Annotated in this window: 18 protein-coding genes; 4 read left to right on the top strand and 14 right to left on the bottom strand. The window is 64.6% G+C overall.

Going from position 1 to position 16943, the window contains the following annotated elements; translation table 11 throughout:
* The coding region (locus SE91_RS21915; protein WP_156490036.1) for a glycosyltransferase at positions 1 to 332 on the top strand (332 nt) is incomplete at its 5' end.
* A 343-nt stretch (positions 333 to 675) separates the two neighbouring features.
* Here the strand turns inward: SE91_RS21915 and SE91_RS21920 are convergent.
* Positions 676 to 1626, bottom strand: a complete 951-nt coding sequence (locus tag SE91_RS21920; protein WP_061849074.1) for an oxygenase MpaB family protein — start codon at positions 1624 to 1626, stop codon at positions 676 to 678.
* An 80-nt stretch (positions 1627 to 1706) separates the two neighbouring features.
* On the bottom strand, positions 1707 to 2855 hold the full coding sequence (locus SE91_RS21925) for a patatin-like phospholipase family protein (protein WP_061849075.1): 1149 nt from the start codon (positions 2853 to 2855) through the stop codon (positions 1707 to 1709).
* A 195-nt stretch (positions 2856 to 3050) separates the two neighbouring features.
* Between SE91_RS21925 and SE91_RS21930 the strand changes: the two genes are divergently transcribed.
* Positions 3051 to 3938 (top strand): LysR family transcriptional regulator, encoded by an 888-nt coding sequence (locus SE91_RS21930; RefSeq protein WP_061849076.1) that lies wholly within the window; start codon positions 3051 to 3053, stop codon positions 3936 to 3938.
* A 205-nt stretch (positions 3939 to 4143) separates the two neighbouring features.
* Here SE91_RS21930 and SE91_RS21935 read toward each other — a convergent pair whose 3' ends face one another.
* Positions 4144 to 4860, bottom strand: a complete 717-nt coding sequence (locus SE91_RS21935) for a peroxiredoxin-like family protein (protein WP_061849077.1) — start codon at positions 4858 to 4860, stop codon at positions 4144 to 4146.
* 81 nt (positions 4861 to 4941) lie between these two features.
* On the bottom strand, positions 4942 to 5226 hold the full coding sequence (locus tag SE91_RS21940) for a hypothetical protein (RefSeq protein WP_061849078.1): 285 nt from the start codon (positions 5224 to 5226) through the stop codon (positions 4942 to 4944).
* Positions 5227 to 5462: 236 nt separating this feature from the next.
* Between SE91_RS21940 and SE91_RS21945 the strand changes: the two genes are divergently transcribed.
* Both SE91_RS21945 and SE91_RS21950 read left to right on the top strand, forming a co-directional pair.
* Entirely contained in the window at positions 5463 to 5945 is a 483-nt protein-coding gene (locus SE91_RS21945) for a cupin domain-containing protein (RefSeq protein WP_061849079.1), read from the top strand.
* Between the two features lie 240 nt (positions 5946 to 6185).
* A complete protein-coding gene (locus SE91_RS21950; protein WP_061849080.1) occupies positions 6186 to 7388 on the top strand; it encodes an MFS transporter in 1203 nt (400 codons plus the stop codon).
* On the opposite strand, the gene ccoS is transcribed toward SE91_RS21950, so the two are convergent.
* From ccoS to SE91_RS22000, 10 genes are all read right to left on the bottom strand, one after another.
* A complete protein-coding gene (ccoS, locus tag SE91_RS21955) occupies positions 7385 to 7552 on the bottom strand; it encodes a cbb3-type cytochrome oxidase assembly protein CcoS (RefSeq protein WP_008550618.1) in 168 nt (55 codons plus the stop codon). The two genes, SE91_RS21950 and ccoS, sit on opposite strands and share 4 nt — an antisense overlap.
* Complete coding sequence (locus SE91_RS21960; RefSeq protein WP_061849081.1) at positions 7552 to 9744, bottom strand: cation-translocating P-type ATPase; 2193 nt, start codon at positions 9742 to 9744, stop codon at positions 7552 to 7554. The genes ccoS and SE91_RS21960 overlap by 1 nt, the downstream gene beginning before the upstream one ends.
* 11 nt (positions 9745 to 9755) lie before the next feature.
* Positions 9756 to 10247, bottom strand: coding sequence for a FixH family protein (locus tag SE91_RS21965; RefSeq protein WP_082813776.1), 492 nt, complete (start codon positions 10245 to 10247; stop codon positions 9756 to 9758).
* Positions 10248 to 10266: 19 nt separating this feature from the next.
* Positions 10267 to 11733, bottom strand: a complete 1467-nt coding sequence (gene ccoG / locus SE91_RS21970; protein ID WP_061849082.1) for a cytochrome c oxidase accessory protein CcoG — start codon at positions 11731 to 11733, stop codon at positions 10267 to 10269.
* Between the two features lie 108 nt (positions 11734 to 11841).
* Positions 11842 to 12714 carry a cytochrome-c oxidase, cbb3-type subunit III gene (ccoP, locus tag SE91_RS21975; RefSeq protein WP_061849083.1) on the bottom strand — a complete coding sequence of 291 codons (873 nt, stop codon included), beginning with the start codon at positions 12712 to 12714 and terminating at the stop codon, positions 11842 to 11844.
* A 6-nt stretch (positions 12715 to 12720) separates the two neighbouring features.
* Entirely contained in the window at positions 12721 to 12885 is a 165-nt protein-coding gene (locus SE91_RS21980; protein ID WP_008550637.1) for a cbb3-type cytochrome oxidase subunit 3, read from the bottom strand.
* Positions 12886 to 12898: 13 nt separating this feature from the next.
* Positions 12899 to 13633: a cytochrome-c oxidase, cbb3-type subunit II gene (gene ccoO / locus SE91_RS21985; RefSeq protein WP_061849084.1), complete on the bottom strand. Its 735-nt coding sequence runs from the start codon at positions 13631 to 13633 to the stop codon at positions 12899 to 12901.
* Between the two features lie 12 nt (positions 13634 to 13645).
* A complete protein-coding gene (ccoN, locus tag SE91_RS21990; protein ID WP_061849085.1) occupies positions 13646 to 15295 on the bottom strand; it encodes a cytochrome-c oxidase, cbb3-type subunit I in 1650 nt (549 codons plus the stop codon).
* A gap of 311 nt (positions 15296 to 15606) precedes the next feature.
* On the bottom strand, positions 15607 to 16032 hold the full coding sequence (locus SE91_RS21995; protein ID WP_061849086.1) for a CBS domain-containing protein: 426 nt from the start codon (positions 16030 to 16032) through the stop codon (positions 15607 to 15609).
* A 34-nt stretch (positions 16033 to 16066) separates the two neighbouring features.
* Positions 16067 to 16900: a universal stress protein gene (locus SE91_RS22000; protein ID WP_061849087.1), complete on the bottom strand. Its 834-nt coding sequence runs from the start codon at positions 16898 to 16900 to the stop codon at positions 16067 to 16069.
* Positions 16901 to 16943: the final 43 nt, after the last annotated feature.

Below are 16943 nucleotides of genomic sequence, written 5' to 3' on the forward strand. Positions count from 1 at the left end.
GCCGCATCTTCGCCGGCAGCGATTTTACTCTGATGCCCTCACGCTTCGAGCCGTGCGGCCTCAGCCAGATGTACGCCCAGCGCTTCGGCTCGCTGCCGATCGGACACCAGACCGGCGGCCTTGCCGAAACCATCAGCGACGGCGAGACCGGCTTTCTGTTCTCGAGGCCATCGCGCGAATCCTTCCTCGGCGGCGTCCGCCGCGCCTTCGAAGCGTTCATGGCCCAGGACCAGCTCGACACCATGCGCCGCAGCGCCATGGGACGATCGTTCTCCTGGAGCATCTCGGCCGGCAGCTACGGCGCGCTGTACCGGAAGCTGGCAGCGGTGTGAGGCGGAGGCGCTTTCTCATCCTCCGTCATTGCGAGCCCCTCTCTCACCGCCGTCATTGCGAGGAGCGAAGCGACGAAGCAGTCCGGAATCCCACCGCGGTGACAGTCTGGATTGCTTCCGCCTTCTCCAAGGCTTCGGCGGACAAGTCGCTGCGCTCGCAATGACGGTGTTGGACGAGTGCCCGCCTCGCTCCCCTCTCGTGCCCCGGACGCAGCGCAGTGCGTCGCCCTTGCGACGTGATGCGCTGCAGAGCCGGGGCCCATGGCGCGTTGGAGTTCGCTGGGTCCCGGCTCTGCGCCGCAACGCTCGCGCGTTGCGGCTTGTCCGGGACACGGAGAGAGACTCATCCCTTCCCGCGCGCATCCATCTGCGGCCGTCCGATCCAGAGCCGATTGAGGCTGCGGACCATCCAGTCGGGCTGTGGTTCACCGCGCAGCCGCGCCTGCGCTTCCTGATAGGGGCCGACATAGCGCAACCGGTGCGGCAATTTCGGATAGACGCGCCTTATCCATGCCAGCGCGTTGTCCGCCGCCCTCTCGTCCCGCTCATCGAGCTCGAACCCGAAGCCGGCCCGCAACCGCTCCGGCAACATCCTTGCCGTGAGCGCGCGATACCAGCGCGGCGGCCGCAGCCAGGGACGCGCGCCGCTGAAGATTTGCGCGGCGATCTCGCGCGCCGCCGCGCTGACGGTCAGCGTCTCTGACTGCGCCATCGCCGCGTTGTAAGCTGCGAAGCCAGCCCAGTCCGCGGGCAGATCGGTCCCGGTCAGTCCGAACAGGGCGCCGTACAGCCGGCTCTCGGTCCAGTAGCGCTCGCGCTCCGCGCTCGAAAGCGGCGGCAGAATGAGGTCATGCGCCATCAGCGCCGTCTCGACAAGCGTCGCATGAACCCAGCGCAGCGATGGGATGTCGTTGGCACAATAGCGCGAGCCCGCAGCGAACGGGCCGACGGTCTCGGGCATCGCCCCGACGATCATGCCGTGACGCCGATGCAGTTGCCGCGACGACAGCACCGCCCGGTCCAGAGAGCCGAACACCATGGCAAAGACAATGTCGAAGGTGCGATGGAACCGGCCGATCGGATCGGCAAGGGTGCTCGAATGCTCGGCGATCGCGGCCGCGACCCAGGGATGCGCCAGCTGCAGCAGCAGCGCACGACCGGCGCCGAGGAAGATCACGGCCTCGCGGTCGATCTGCCAGGTCAGCGTGTCAGGGCCGAACACGCCGGCCACCGGTCCCGCCGCATCCGCACGGACATGGTCGAGAGCGGATTCAAGATCGTTCACGGACACCATTTGCAGGGCCTTTCACTGCGGACCAGCAACGATTCGCAAGGCCTATGGCAATTCGATGAAGCGAACGGTGGCCTGCGGCCTTACTCCGCCGCCATCGGCATCTCGTCCATATGCTCGTGCAACACGACGCCGGCGAGCGGATCGAATTCGCCGATCCAGGGCTTGCGCGCCAGCACCGACTTCGTATGGGCATAGCCGGCGTGCCATCGCCGCGTGATGCCTGACGGACTGAAGTCGATGTCCTTGGTATGGGTCTCGCGCTCGAGCTGCGGTGTCAGCAGCCGCACCACATGCATGCGGGTCGGACAGCCGTAGCTCATCAGCTCCATCACCGCGGGATCGTTGCGCTCGCTCTCGGGAAGCCGAGCCGCGAGCTCGTTGATAACATGGCGCAAGCGATGGGCCTGCTGCTGTCGCACGATCTGGCTGGCGATGCGGCTGGAATATTGCACGTCCTTGTGCCGGTTCAGCACCTCCGCCATCGTCGTCGGCTCAGGCCCGACGGGATTCCACAGATGCACCGAGAAGATCAGGGAATTCCTGCGTGGATTGTCGTCGAACACGGCTTCAGTCGGCGTATTCGACAGAATGCCGCCGTCCCAATAGAGCTCGCCGTCGATGCGCACGGCCGGGAAGGCCGGCGGTAGTGCACCCGAAGCCATGACGTGCTTCACCGTAATGTCGTCGTCTCCGCTATCGAAATAGCGCATTTCGCTGGTGCCGACATGAGCCGCACCAACCGTCAGGCGCGGCGCGCAGCGATTGACCAGATCGAAATCGACCAGCTCGCTCAGCGTCCTCTCCAGCGGCGCTGTCGAATAATAGCCGGCATGATCGGCGCCGAGCGGATAGGAATCCCCCGCATGCGCCAGCGGATTGGGCCGGAAGAAGCCCGGAATACCGTGGGTCACGGTCGACCAATAGGCCAATTTTTCGTTGAAACCTGGAAACGCGCTGCGCCAGTCCCAGACTGGCTGCTGCTCCATCCGCTTCCAAAATTCCCTCAAGCGCGCCAGCCGGTGTTCGGGCGCGTTGCCGGCAATCAGGCTCGCATTGATGGCGCCGATCGACGTGCCGATGATCCAGTCCGGCTCGATGCCGGCCTCGTGCAGCGCCTGGTAGACGCCAGCCTGATAAGAGCCGAGCGCACCGCCGCCTTGAAGCACGAGAACAACCTGGCCCGGCAGGTCCATCCCCGTCCGCTGCGCGCTCTTCTGCATGCCATTCATGTCACGCTCCTGTCGAGCTAAGGTTATCAATCGCCGGCGTATGACTATTACCACGTCCTGCCATTCTCGGCAGTCGTCCGCTCTTTGGAAATGCCGCCTGCCTTCCAAAACCATACGCGGGCGCTATCGCCGCCGGGATGTCATTCCCCGCCGCGATCGGCTAGATTCCGGTCGATCCTGCTGGGGAGCCGATCCATGGAAATGCATCAGGTCCGCTATTTCCTTGCGGTCGCGCAGCTCTTGAACTTCACGCGCGCCGCCGAGGAATGCAACGTCACGCAGCCCTCGCTGACGCGCGCGATCAAGCAGCTCGAGGCCGAATTCGGCGGCGACCTGTTTCGTCGCGAGCGGCCTGCTGCGCAACTGACCGAGCTAGGCCAGCGCATGCATCCGCTTCTGAAGCAGTGCTATGACGCCGCTGCCGGCGCGCGCTCGCTTGCCTCCTCGTTCAAAAGCGGCGAGATCGGCGCGCTGCGCATCGCGCTGACCCATTCCATCGATCTTGCGTTGCTGCTCTCGCATCTCGACCAGATCAAGCGGCAGCTCAACCGGCTCGAATTCCGTTTCCTGCGCGGCACCAGCCGTGAGGTCGCCGAATTCCTCAAGAAAGGCGAGGCCGAGCTCGGGATCGCCGCAGAGATCGATGAGGCCTGGGAACGGCTCGACGTCTGGCCGCTCTTCACCGAGAGTTTCGAGCTGGTCGTCGGCGACGGGCATCGCCTGGCCGGCCGCAGCTCGGTCGAGCTGGACGATTTGCGATCGGAGCAGCTTCTCAGCCGGACGTTCTGCGAACATTCGGGCCGGATCTCTGCGAGCTTGCGCGAGCACGGCATCGATATCGAACATGGGCATGAGGTTTCGAACGAGCGCGACCTGATCGAGCTCGTCGAAGCGGACATGGGCATTGCCATGGTGCCGCACACCTCGCCCGTGCCGGAGCGGCTGACCCGCGCCGCCGTCCCGGGCCTGGACGCCCGCCGCACCGTCAACCTCTACGGAGTAGCCGGCAGGCAACGCACCGCCGTAGGCAACGCCGTGATGCGCATGTTGCGCGGCGCGGACTGGCGAGAAATTGCGGGGTAGTATTGCAGAATGATTGCTGCAGTTCTTCCTTCTCCCCCTGTGGCAGAAGGTGGCGCGAAGCGCCGGATGAGGGGTATGGTGCCGCGCACACGACGCAAAGATTTACCGGCGGAGAGAACCCCTCACCCGTCTCGCCGCTACGCGGCGAGCCACCCTCTCCCCGGTCTGAACACACAAGGGGAGAGGGCAAAACACTACGCGCAGCTCAATTCTCCCTGCTCGCGTCTTCCAGTGCCGCCAGCAGATCGTCGATCTCCATGCGCTTGCGGAAATCGGGGTCGACGAAGCGGGCCTGCACGACGCCGTCACGTCCGACCACGAACACCGCTGGGATTGGCAGCATCCAGCCGTCGTTGCCGTGGAATCTCGCTATGTCCTGATAGGACAACAGGTCTTGAATCTCGGCACCGAGCCAGATCGCGAGATTGAGCGAGAGCGCATAACCATTGTCGAGATCCGTCAGGACCGGAAATGGCACAGCGGCGTCCGATTTAAGCTGGCGCGTATATTCCTGCGTCTCCGGCATGATCGCGACGACCTGAGCCCCCATCCCCTTGATGCGGCCGAAAGCCTGCACCACCGCGCGGACGTTGAGCCGGCAATAGGGGCACCAATGACCGCGGAAGAACATCACCGCGACCGGCCCGCTTTCCAGCAGCGAAGTAAGCGCGACAAGGCGCCCGCTCTCGTCGGGCAGCATGAACGGAGGCATCGCATCGCCCGGGCGCGGCGCCGTCTCACCGCCGCCGTTGCCGTTCAAGCGCGCGACCAGACGATCGACCGCCTCGCCATAGGCGGGGAAGACCTCGCGGCTGGCGTCGGCATAGGCGCGGAGCTGTTCGTTCAGCGTACCGTCCATGTCGCGGCAGCGCTGGAAGGCAAGCCTGAGCTGTTCGGCGTCGGCTGGCGAGAGAGACGTCATCTTCTGCTCCGGCGTTCACGGGACGGATACTAGTTTCGCGGTCCGGCCGCCCGCAAGGGCGGCCGTTGCGCGAGGGTTGGTTCAGTTCACGTAGAAATTGCCGGTCGGATCGAGCCGCCCCGAGGTGGAGTACAGCGTGCCTTTGTCCATAAAGAACACGGTGTTGTCGGGTACCTTCTTGGCGTTCTTCATCATGGCGTCGTGATTCTTCTCCGCCGGGGCCATCGCCATCGCTGACATCTTTCCGGGCCCCCCATAGACATAGGCCATGCCGGCCTTGAAGTCCCAGGTGGCTTGCGAGAAGGCCGAGGTGGCCGTGATCGCGAACGCGGCAGTGGCAATCAGGGTCTTGGACAATGTCGTCATGGGATGCTCCTCCGGATTGACGTGAGCGCCCGCCAATCGGGCGTCCTGCCATTGAACGGCGGAAGTCGCGCGAGCGAAAATGCCGATCCATCATCGGTTCGATAGCCGCCGCCTATCGGCATAGCACTACGCTATCGCACCGAGAGCGAAAGGGCATTTCAGCATGGGCAACGCGTCGAAGACACTCCTGCCACAGCCGGCGACTATCGCGGTCGCGGCCAACACAGGAGACTTCCATGCTCAAGCATCGCACATCATCTCGCGCGATCTGGCCGGGTCTTGCGATCCTCGGCGCATTGACTCTGTCGGCGCAACCGGCCGTCGCCGGCGAATGCCCCGCCGACAAGATCAGGTCGAACGCACAGCAAATGGTCGACCACAAGCCGATCGGCGTCACCGACGTCACGCTCGGCGCGATCGATCTCGGCAAGCAGCCGGCGCGCATCGAGGGCCGCGAACTGCGCTTCCGCAAGCTGACCATCGCACCCGGCGGCATCGTGCCCTGGCACAGCCATGACGACCGCCCGGCCCTGATCTTCGTGCAGCAGGGCGAGATCGTCGAATACGCCTCCAACTGCGTCGATCCGATCGTGCATAAAGCCGGCGACATCCGCCCCGAAGTGTTCGGCACCTCGCACTGGTGGAAGAACTCCGGCAAGGAAACCGTCATTCTCTATGTCGGCGACGTCCGCAAGGACCCTAACGATCATCACATGTAGTGAGTTGCGGCCATCCTTCGAGACGCCCGCTTGAGGCGGACTCCTCAGGATGAGGATCGCGTGCGCGGCAGCAGCCTCTGCGGGCATGATGTCGCTTAGCCTCATCCTGAGGAGACGGCGAAGCGGTCGCCTCGAAGGACGAGGCGCGCGCTCGGCCCCGACAAATGCGCCACATGCTACAGGCCTCCGTCATTCCGGGTCGCAAAGCCGCCCGGAATGATAGGTCACGGGAGCAACGCCATGACCAACCTTTCCTCATCCATCAAAGCAGCCGCGGTGATGCCGGAAGCGCACTCGCCGGGACTGGCGCTACGCTCGCTCGTGATTGGCCTAACTGCGTTCCTGACCGTCGTCGACCTGTTCGCCACCCAGGCGATCCTGCCGTCTCTGACGCGGCATTACGGCGTCACCCCGGCCGCGATGGGTTTCGCCGTCAATGCCAGCACCTTCGGCATGGCCGCAGCCAGCCTCGTCGTCGGCATTCTGAGCCCGCATATCAACCGCCGGACCGGTATCCTGTTCAGTCTTCTGCTTCTGGCGATCCCCACGGGCCTGCTGGCGACCGCTCCCAATCTAGCGGTCTTCACCATTCTTCGTGTCGCACAAGGCTTGTGCATGGCCTCGGCCTTCGCACTGACCCTGGCCTATCTCGGCGAGCAATGCAGCGCGATAGACGCAGGCGGCGCGTTCGCCGCCTACATCACCGGAAACGTCGCCAGCAACCTCATTGGCCGACTGGTCTCGGCGGCCGTCGCCGACGGTCTTGGCCTCGCGTGGAACTTCTACGTCTTCGCCGCCCTCAATCTAGCCGGCGCGGCGCTGGTCTATTGCACCATCAAACGCGTCAAGCCGATGCATGCGATGACGGCGACAGCGTCTCCGCTCGCCGTGATGTTCGCGCATTGGCGTGATCGACGACTGCGCGCCGCCTATGGCATCGGCTTTTGCATCCTGTTCGCCTTCATCGGCACGTTCACCTTCGTCAATTTCGTGCTGGTCCGACCGCCGCTCTCCCTCGGCATGATGGGGCTTGGCTTGGTCTACATCGTATTCCTGCCCTCGGTGATCACGACATTGCTGGCGGGGAGGATCGCAGCGCGCCTGGGACCGCGGCCGACGATCTGGGGTTCGCTCGCCGTGGCCGGAATAGGCCTGCCCTTGATGCTGTCGCCGCACCTGAGCGCGGTGCTGGCGGGGATGGTTCTGGTCGGTGTCGGCACGTTCTTCGCGCAAGCGACCGCCACCGGCTTCGTCGGGCAGACCGCCGCCGACAACCGCGGCATCGCTAGCGGCACTTATCTCGCCTGCTATTTCTGCGGTGGCCTCGTCGGCACCTCCGTACTGGGAAGGTTGTTCGACGCCTTCGGCTGGCAGACTTGCGTGGCAGGCGTCGGTTTTGCCCTCGTCGTCGCAGCGCTGCTTACAATCGACTTGAAGCGCTAGCGCTTGGCCGGCGCTTCCTGCGGCGGCTCGTCGTCGGCAATGGCGCGCCAGGCGGCGCCGTCGAGATCGTCGTATTGGCCGCTGCGGAGCGACCAGAGGAAGGCGACGAGACCGGCACCGCCGAGCATGAGCGCCAGCGGGACCAGGATGACCAGGATCTCCATCACGCGATCTCCCGCGAAGCGCTGCGCGCCCGCAACGAATTGAGCATCACCAGGATCGACGATCCGCTCATGGCGGCCGCCGCGATCAGGGGCGTCACCACGCCGCTGATCGCGACCGGCACGGCGAGGACGTTGTAGCCGATCGCAAGCCAGAGGTTCTGACGCATCAGATGCAGCGCCTTGCGCGCGGAATCGATGGCGGCGACCACGGGAGCGAGCGGCCGTCCCAGGAAGACGAGATCGGCGGTTGCCTGGCTGAGATGCGCGGCCGAGATCGGCGACATCGAGACATGGGCCGCCGCCAGCGACGGAGCATCGTTCATGCCGTCGCCGACCATCAGCACTTTTGCGCCGCGCCGCTTCAACTCCTCGATCCGCGCGATCTTGTCGGCGGGCGTGACGCCGGCGCGCCATTCGGGGATGCCGAGCGCATGGGCCGCCGCCCTCACCGCGGGCTCGCGGTCGCCGGAGAGGATCTCGATGCCGATATTGCGCGCCTTCAGCGCCGCGACCACGGCCTGCGCATCCGGACGCAGGCCCTGCCGCACCGACAGGATGACTCTTGCGCTGCCCTTGCTGAACGCCACGACCGAAGCCTCGGGGTCAAGGCGGGTCACGTCAGCGACCAGCGCCTCCGCGCCACAGAAGGACGGCCGGCCGAGACGGATTTCGATTCCGTCCACGGTTGCGCGCACGCCCTGCCCGGCCTCCTCGACCGCGCCGACGATGGGAGACTTGGCACCGGCCGCCTGCGCCACCGCGGCGGCAACGGGGTGATGGCTCGACAGCGCAAGTCGTCCGGCGAGTTCGAAGATGTCGGCGGGAATATCGGCCGCATTCATCACTTCCAGGTCCGGCAGCGTCAGCGTGCCGGTCTTGTCGAAAATGACGTGGTCGGCCTCCGCAAGGCGCTCGATGGCATCACCGGAATTGAGCAGCACGCCCGACCTAAACATCGCGCCCGAGGCCACCGTCTGCACGGTAGGGATCGCAAGGCCCAGCGCGCAGGGACAGGTGATGATCAGGACAGCGACGCCGGTCACGATCGCATCGTGCCAACCTGCACCTGCGATGACCCAGCCCAATACGGTGATCAGCGCGGTCGCATGCACCACGGGCGCATAGAGCCGCGAGGCGCGGTCGGCGAGTTGCATGTAACGCGAGCGCGCCTGCAACGCGTTGTCGAGCAGCCGCGTGATCTCGGCGAGCAGCGTCGCCTCGGAAGCCGCCGAGACCCGCACCCTCAGCGTGCCCGATATGTTCATCGATCCCGCATAGACCGGCGTGCCCTTTTCGGCCGTGACATAGAGCGTCTCGCCGGTGATCAGGCTCTGGTCGATCTCGGACCGTCCCTCGATCACGGTGCCGTCGACCGCGCAGCGCTCGCCGGGGCGCAGCAACACGATGTCGCCGGGATGGATCGCCGCCACCGGCACCTGCGAGATCTCGTCGGGACCGACGAATTTGGCCGCGGTCTCTGCTTTCAGCGCGGCAAGGTTGCCGGCCACGGCGCGGGTCCGCCGCCGCATGTTCTGGTCGAGGACGCGACCGACCAGAAGGAACGTCAGCAGCATGATTGCCGCGTCGAAATAGGCGTGTTCGGCGTGGTGGATGGTCTCGACCACGGACATGCCGAGCGCGAGGCAGACGCCGATCGAGATCGGCACGTCCATGTTGGTGGTCTTGTTCGACAGCGCCCGCCAGGCCGAGCGGAAGAACGGCTGGCCGGCATAGGCGGCCGCGGGGAGCGCGATCAGCGCCGACAGCCAGTGGAAGAAGTCGCGCTGCTCCGGCAGCATGTCCGATACGTTGCCCGACCACACCGGGATCGACAGCATCATGACGTTCATCGTGGCGAACGCAGCGACACCGAGGCAACGCAGCAGGAAGCGGGATTCGGCGACCTCCGCCACCTCCGCGCTCTCGGTCTCGAACGGATAGGCTTTGTAGCCGAGCTCTTCGAGCCGGTCGATGAACCGGGCAGGATCGAGCGTGCCCGCCTTCCACTCCAGCGTGACGCGGCGGTCGGTGAGGTTCACGCGCGCCAGCGTGACGTCGGGGATGGCGGACAGACCGCGCTCGATCTTGGCCATGCAGCCCGCACAGTGCACGCCTTCGACTGCGAGATCGATGTGCCTGATACCCTCGCCGGCCGTCCGGACGTAGTGCGAAAAATCCCGCGTGACCTGCATGGCGGATTCCTTCAGTTCAGGATCACGCGGTTACGCGACAGGAACACGCGCGTCCCCCGTGCCTCGCCCTCGATCACCAGGTCCCATTGGCCGGGCGCGACGGCGGCGGCATGGCCGCGATAGGTACCGATGCCGGTCTCGGTGAGCTCGACCGCGAGATCGGCGCGCTTGTCGGTCGGCCGCTCCAGGCGGCCGCCGAACTTCAGTCCGGCGATCGGCTGGCCGCTCGCATCGCGTGCCTCGACCTGAAGTGCGGCGCCGCCGTCGCCATGGCGCTCGACATGGGCGTTGACCTTCCATTTGCGCAGCGCCTGGTCCTGCGCCGCCGAGATCTCGCGGTCATAGACGAGACCCGCGGCATAGGGGCTGTCGACGTCAGTGCCGGGCAGCGTCGCGATCGCGAGCTTCATCATGGTTGCGTTGACGCCGATCACGAGGCCGAAGAAGGCGACCAGCATCAGGAAGACTTTTGTTCCGGTCAGCGGCTTTGAGGCGGATGCCATGGTGAACTCCGGGTCTTACTCAGGGCGAGACGAAATTGTCGGTGGCGGAGGCGACCTCGCCGAGCCCGATATCGGTGACGTGGAAGCGGACCGGAATCGACTTCTCCGCATTGCTGTCCGCAGGCGCGGTGACCAGCAGCCGCAGCTCGCTGGTGGAATCGCGCGGGATCACGATCATCGGCCTGTCCGGCGTCACGGAATCGACGCCGATGATGTGGACGGTCGCGTTGGCCGGGCCGTGCGCGTCGATGGCGATGACGCGGTCATAGCCGCTCTTGTTCAACAGGCGCACCGTGTAAGCATTGCGGATCGAACCGTCGCTGAGCTTGATGGCGATTGGATTGCGATCATGCAGCACGTTGACGTCAAGCAGGCTACGGGTCGCGAGCGTATAGGTCATGAAACCGCCGATGGCCACGATGATCGCGCTGTAGACGATGGTGCGGGCCCGGACGATCCGGTAGACCGGCGCCTTGCCTTCCTGGCGGCGCTGGATGTTGATGTCGTTGTCGTAGCCGATCAGCCGCTTCGGCCGGCCGATCTTGGTCATCACGTTGTCGCAGGCGTCGATGCAGAGGCCGCACTGGATGCATTCCATCTGCGGCCCGTTGCGGATGTCGATGCCGGTTGGACAAACCGCGACGCATTGGTAGCAGTCGACGCAATCACCGACCTGCTCGCCGAGCGCGCGCAGCTCGGCCGCCTTCTTCACCGACGTGCGCTTCTCGCCGCGGTCGTAGCGGTAGGTGACGTTGAGCGCCCATTCGTCGGTGAGCGCGGCCTGGATGCGCGGCCACGGGCACATATAGGTGCAGACCTGCTCACGCATGTAGCCGGCGAGCAGATACGTCGTGGCGGTGAGAATCCCGATCCAGATGTAGGCGATCATCGGCGCCTGGAAGGTGACGAGCTCCTTCACCAGCGTCGGCGCGTCGTTGAAGTAGAGTACCCAGGCGCCGCCGGTCCACCAGGCGATCAAGAGCCAGATCGAGTGCTTGAGCACGATCTCGGAGATGCGCTCGAGCTTCATCGGGTCGGACGATTTGTCCTTCTTCATGCGCTCGCGCCGGTCGCCCTCGATCAGGCGCTCGACCGCGTAGAACAGGTCGGTCCAGACCGTCTGCGGGCAGAGATAGCCGCACCAGATGCGGCCGCCGATGGAGTTCATCAGGAACAGTGCCACCGCGGCGACGATCAACAGGCCGGTGAAGTAATAGACTTCCTGCGGCCACAGCTCGATGAAGAAGAAGTAGAAGCGGCTGTTGGGAAGGTCGATCAGCACCGCCTGGTTGGGTGCGCCGAAACCGCGATTCCAGCGCACGAAGGGCAGTAAATAGTAGACGCCGAGGCAGACCGCCATCAGGCCCCATTTGATGCGGCGGAATGTACCGGAGACGCTCTGTGGATAGACCTTCTTGCGCGCCGCGTAGAGCGGTCCGTAGTCATCGTCCGATGTGAGGTCTTTCGGGTTCACGGTCTTGTTCATCGCCAAAACTTTTCAAGAGGTGCGATTAAACCTAGACCCGACACCGCTGCGTCAGTTGATCCAGCTCAAACGGGGGCACTTTTGTTCGCCCCCGCTGTCGCGGATCAGCTACTTGCCGCCGCCGAGCGAGTGGACGTAGACCGCCATCGCCTTGATGGTGGCGGGATCGAGCCGCCCTTCCCAGGCCGGCATGACGCCGGCGCGGCCCTGGCCGATGGTTTCGATCAGGCTCGCCTCGTCCGAGCCATAGAGCCAGATCTTGTCGGTCAGGTTGGGCGCGCCCAGCTCCTGGTTGCCCTTGCCGCCATCGCCGTGGCAGGCGGCGCAGTTCTCGGCGAAGATCTTCTCTCCCTTGGCGGCATCGAAGCCGTTGCGGGTCGGAAGGCCTGCCAGCGACCGCACGTAATTGGCGACCGTGACGATCTCATCCGATTTCAGCACGCCGTCCTTACCGAAGGCGAGCATCTGGCCTTCATGCGTCTTGGCGTGGCCGGAACGCACACCGTACTGGATGGTCTGCATGATCTGGTCGAGCGTGCCGCCCCACAGCCACTCGTCGTCGTTCAGGTTCGGATAGCCCTTGGCGCCGGCGCCGCCGGAGCCGTGACACGGCACGCAATTGTCGCCGAATACGGTCTTGCCCTTGGCGCGGGCCAGCGCGAGCAGCGCCGGGTCCTTCTCGATGTCGGCGAGCGAGGCGGCACCCAGCGCCACCATCTTGTCGCCGCGGATCTTCTCGAGATTGGCGAGCTCGACCGCGACGTCGGCACGCGAGGAATAGCCGAATACGCCCGTGGTATTGCTGGAGATCAGCGGCCAGGCCGGATAGACGATCCAGTAGGCGATCGACCAGATGATGGTGAGGTAGAACGAGATCACCCACCAGCGCGGCAGCGGCGTGTTGAGCTCCTTGATGCCGTCCCATTCATGTCCGGTCGTGGACTTGCCGGTGACGGCATCGACTTCGCTATGATCGGTCATGGTCTCTCACTCCTCCCGCAACGGCAGGTGCGCTGCCTCGTCGAACGCAGCCTTGTTCCGGGGCCAGAACGCGTAGGCGATGATCGCGAGAAAGATCGCGACGAACACCGGTGTCCAGATCGTCGTGACGAGCTCGGACGCGACATTGTGGACTGTCAGGATAGCTTTCATCGTTCATGCCTTCTCAGCGAAGATTGGCTTTCTCGTTGTAGAGCTTGAAGTCGACCAGCGTGCCAAGCATCTGCAAGTAAGCGACCAGCGCGTCCATCTCGGTCGGCGTGCCGGTCTTGCCGTCGAAGTTGCGCACCACCGCCTTGGCGTAGCGCTTGGTGAAGGCGTCTGCGCCGGCATTGTCCGGATCGGCCTGGGCTTTCAGGTCGGTGGCGGCATTGGCGATCTGCTCGTCGCTATAGGGGACGCCGACGGTCCTGAGCGCGCGCATATCGCCCGCGATCGCATCCGGATCGACCTCGGCCTTGCTGAGGAACGGATAGCCGGGCATCACCGATTGCGGCACGATCGCGCGCGGGTTGATCAGATGGGTGACGTGCCAATCGTCGGAATATTTGACGCCGACGCGGGCAAGGTCCGGACCGGTGCGCTTCGAGCCCCACTGGAACGGATGATCGTACATGCTCTCAGCGGCGAGCGAGAAGTGGCCGTAGCGTTCGACCTCGTCGCGCAGGGGCCGGACCATCTGCGAGTGGCAGAGATAGCAGCCCTCGCGGACGTAGACGTTGCGCCCGGCGAGCTCCAGCGGCGTATACGGCCTGACGCCGTCGACCGCCTCGATCGTGCTCTTGAGGTAGAACAACGGGGTGATCTCGACGAGACCGCCGATCGCGATCACCAGCAGGATGCCAACGATCAGGATGATCGAGTTCTTCTCGAAGATTTGGTGGCGTGCCCAGAACGACATTGCTCGTGCTCCTCATTCCGCCGGCTGAAGAGCGACGGGCATCTGGACTTCCGCTTCGCCGACGCGAACCGTCATCCAGAGATTGTAGGCCATGATCAGCGAGCCGATCAGGAACAGCCCGCCGCCGGCGGCGCGGATGATGTAGAAGGGATGCATCGCCTCTACGCTCTCGATGAAGGAATATTCGAGGAAGCCGAGCGAGGTGTAGGCGCGCCACATCAGGCCCTGGAGGATGCCGGACACCCACATCGCCGAGATGTAGAGGACGATGCCGAGGGTCGCGACCCAGAAGTGCCAGTTGACGAGCTTCAGGCTGTACAACCCCTTGCGATTCCAGACCCACGGCACCAGGCAGTAGAGCGCGCCGAAGGAGACGAAGCCGACCCAGCCGAGCGCGCCGGAATGCACGTGACCGATGGTCCAGTCGGTGTAGTGGCTCAGCGAGTTGACCACCTTGATCGACATCATCGGGCCTTCGAAGGTCGACATGCCGTAGAAGGCGACGGAGACGACCAGCATGCGCAGCACGGGGTCGGTGCGCAGCTTGTCCCAGGCGCCCGACAGCGTCATCAGGCCGTTGATCATGCCGCCCCAGGAGGGCATCCACAGCATGATCGAGAAGGTCATGCCGAGGGTCTGCGTCCAGTCCGGCAGCGCCGTGTAGTGCAGATGGTGCGGACCTGCCCAGATGTAGAGGAAGATCAGCGCCCAGAAATGGATGATCGACAGACGATAGGAATAGACCGGCCGCTCGGCGCGCTTCGGAATGAAGTAGTACATGATGGCGAGGAAGCCGGCGGTCAGGAAGAAGCCGACCGCGTTGTGGCCGTACCACCACTGGAACATGGCGTCCTGGATGCCGCCCCACGCGATGTAGGACTTGGAGCCGAACACCGAAACCGGAAGCGCCGGATTGTTGCCGAGATGCAGCACGGCGATCGTCACGATGAAGGCGAGATAGAACCAGTTCGCGACGAAGATGTGCGGCTCCTTGCGCTTGATGATGGTGGCAAGGAAAACCAGCAGATAGACCACCCAGACGATGGTCAGCCAGAGGTCGGCATACCATTCGGGCTCGGCATATTCCTTCGACTGGGTGACGCCCAGCAGATACCCGGTGCCGGCGACCAGGATGAAATAATTGTAGCCGACCACCACGAACCAGGGCGCGAGATCGCCGGCGAGGCGCGCGCGGCAAGACTTCTGCACGACGTAGAACGAGGTCGCGATCAGCACGTTGCCGCCGAAGGCGAAGACCACCGCCGACGTGTGCAGCGGGCGCAGGCGGCCGAAGCTGGTCCAGGGCAGATCGAAGTTTAGCGCCGGCCAGGCCAGCTGCGAAGCGATGATGAGGCCGACCAGGAAGCCGGCGATGCCCCAGAACATCGACATGAAGGCGGAGAACTTGATCGGCCCCATGTTGTAGTTCGGGCGACCGTTGATCTCTTCGGGCGGCCGCGCCGCCGGCCGTTCGAAGTAGCGGTTCACGATGACGAACACCGCCGCGAGGCTCGCCGCCGCGCTGAGCGCGGCATGGAAGGCGAAGGGCGCATCGAGCGCCTGGGCCGCGGCGATCACGCAGAGGAACGCGGTGACTGGAAACACGACAGCCAAGCCGCTTTCACCTGACGTCATGGATTTGGAGATGGAGGGCTGGCTCATGCGGATTCTCTTTTCGAAAGAACACGCAGCCAGAAACCACATTCACCCTCGCGGCGAATTGATTGAAATCAAGATGGGTGGATTTCCGTTAATGTGAAGGAGGCGTTGCCAGTTGAAATGCCCTCTCCCCTTGTGGGAGAAGCCGCAGCAATCTCCGTGAAATCACGGAGGTGGGGACCGCGATCTCGCATCCGCGGCGTCATTGCGAGGAGCGAAGCGACGAAGCAATCCAGGATCCCCCCCGGAGGCAGTCTGGATTGCTTCGCTTCGCTCGCAATGACGGAGATCGCAGCCCGATCGCCCGGTCGGCTTCAGTCGCTCGCCGTCGCCTTGAGCGCGGCGATGACGTCCTCGCGGGCGATGATTCCGACCAACTTCTGGGCGCCGTCGAGCACGATGATGCTCCTGATGCGGTGTTCGACCATGATCTGCAGCACGCGCGTCAGCCGCGTGTCGGGGCTGACATAGATGAACTCCGGCGTCATGACGTCGTCGATCTTACGGCTCATCAGGTCGTGATAGCGCGGCAGCATCTGGCTCGGCGTGAAGGCGAAGCACTTCAGGATGTCGAACTTGGTGACGATGCCGACCACCTGTCCGTCGTCCACGACCGGATAGGAGTTGAAATCGTCGCTCTCGAACATCTCGCTGAGCGCGAGCAAGTCGTGGTCGCGCTGCACCGTCCTGACGTTGCGCGTCATGTAGCCACTGGCGGTCTGCTCGAGAAATCTGTACACGGCGCGTCCTCCTCGACTCGCTGTTGGCCGGCCGTCAATGCGACAGCAGCACCAGACGGGCGGATTGCGTGACTAGATGCTGGGTGACGCCGCCCATGATCAGCTCACGAAACCTCGAATGACCATAGGCGCCCGCAACGATCAGGCCGGCGCCAACCTCGGCGGCAACCTTGTCCAACTGCGCGGCGGTAGTTTCGTTCCGTGTGCCTTCCGAAACGCGCGCGGTCGCGGTGATGCCGTGGCGGACGAGCCAGGCGGCGACGTCGGTCACGCCGGCCATCACGACCGAGCGGTCGTCATCGCGCTCCAGAACTGCGGCAATGGTGACGTCCCTCGCCTTGCGCAGCATCGGCAGTGCGTCGGCCACCGCCCGCCGCGCCTCCGGCGTGTCCTTCCACGCCACCAGCACACTGCGCAAGTCGAGCCAGTTGGCCCGGTCGGGCACGACGAGCAGCGGGCGGCCCGCCTGCATCACCAGATCCTTCGGGCTTGCGAGCGCAAAAGCGTCGGAGAAGGCCGGGCTCTGCCCGCCGCTCACGACGATGTCGGCACAGCGCGCCTGCGCCAGGATGAATCGCGCCGGGAAATCTGCGGCGCTGCGCCACTCCGCGTGACCGCCGCGATTCTTCATGGCAGCGCGGAATTGCGCCTCGAGACCGGCAAGGCGCCGCTTGACGGACGCTTCACCTTCCTCGATCAGTCCCTGCGCCTCGGCGCCATCGGTGAAATAGAGCGGCGGTGCGAACTGGGCCGCGGCAACCCCGATGATACCAGCCTCGAATCGCTCGGCGAGCTCGCCCGCGACCTGAAGGCGCGCCTCGTTGGGCTGGTCGAGCGCCAGGCAGACCATCACGGTCGCGTATGTCATCGGGATTCTCCGAACAGCAATGAACCAGCCGCGAACCTAGCCT

Source organism: Bradyrhizobium sp. DOA1 (assembly GCF_001593325.1).
Classification (GTDB): domain Bacteria; phylum Pseudomonadota; class Alphaproteobacteria; order Rhizobiales; family Xanthobacteraceae; genus Bradyrhizobium.

Bases quoted from the DNA above. Each gene is read 5' to 3' on its own strand.
- SE91_RS21920 (WP_061849074.1), bottom strand. From the start codon at position 1,626: ATGGTGTCCGTGAACGATCTTGAATCCGCTCTCGACCATGTCCGTGCG.
- SE91_RS21925 (WP_061849075.1), bottom strand. From the start codon at position 2,855: ATGAATGGCATGCAGAAGAGCGCGCAGCGGACGGGGATGGACCTGCCG.
- SE91_RS21930 (WP_061849076.1), top strand. From the start codon at position 3,051: ATGGAAATGCATCAGGTCCGCTATTTCCTTGCGGTCGCGCAGCTCTTG.
- SE91_RS21935 (WP_061849077.1), bottom strand. From the start codon at position 4,860: ATGACGTCTCTCTCGCCAGCCGACGCCGAACAGCTCAGGCTTGCCTTC.
- SE91_RS21940 (WP_061849078.1), bottom strand. From the start codon at position 5,226: ATGACGACATTGTCCAAGACCCTGATTGCCACTGCCGCGTTCGCGATC.
- SE91_RS21945 (WP_061849079.1), top strand. From the start codon at position 5,463: ATGCTCAAGCATCGCACATCATCTCGCGCGATCTGGCCGGGTCTTGCG.
- SE91_RS21950 (WP_061849080.1), top strand. From the start codon at position 6,186: ATGACCAACCTTTCCTCATCCATCAAAGCAGCCGCGGTGATGCCGGAA.
- ccoS (WP_008550618.1), bottom strand. From the start codon at position 7,552: ATGGAGATCCTGGTCATCCTGGTCCCGCTGGCGCTCATGCTCGGCGGT.
- SE91_RS21960 (WP_061849081.1), bottom strand. From the start codon at position 9,744: ATGCAGGTCACGCGGGATTTTTCGCACTACGTCCGGACGGCCGGCGAG.
- SE91_RS21965 (WP_082813776.1), bottom strand. From the start codon at position 10,247: ATGGCATCCGCCTCAAAGCCGCTGACCGGAACAAAAGTCTTCCTGATG.
- ccoG (WP_061849082.1), bottom strand. From the start codon at position 11,733: ATGAACAAGACCGTGAACCCGAAAGACCTCACATCGGACGATGACTAC.
- ccoP (WP_061849083.1), bottom strand. From the start codon at position 12,714: ATGACCGATCATAGCGAAGTCGATGCCGTCACCGGCAAGTCCACGACC.
- SE91_RS21980 (WP_008550637.1), bottom strand. From the start codon at position 12,885: ATGAAAGCTATCCTGACAGTCCACAATGTCGCGTCCGAGCTCGTCACG.
- ccoO (WP_061849084.1), bottom strand. From the start codon at position 13,633: ATGTCGTTCTGGGCACGCCACCAAATCTTCGAGAAGAACTCGATCATC.
- ccoN (WP_061849085.1), bottom strand. From the start codon at position 15,295: ATGAGCCAGCCCTCCATCTCCAAATCCATGACGTCAGGTGAAAGCGGC.
- SE91_RS22000 (WP_061849087.1), bottom strand. From the start codon at position 16,900: ATGACATACGCGACCGTGATGGTCTGCCTGGCGCTCGACCAGCCCAAC.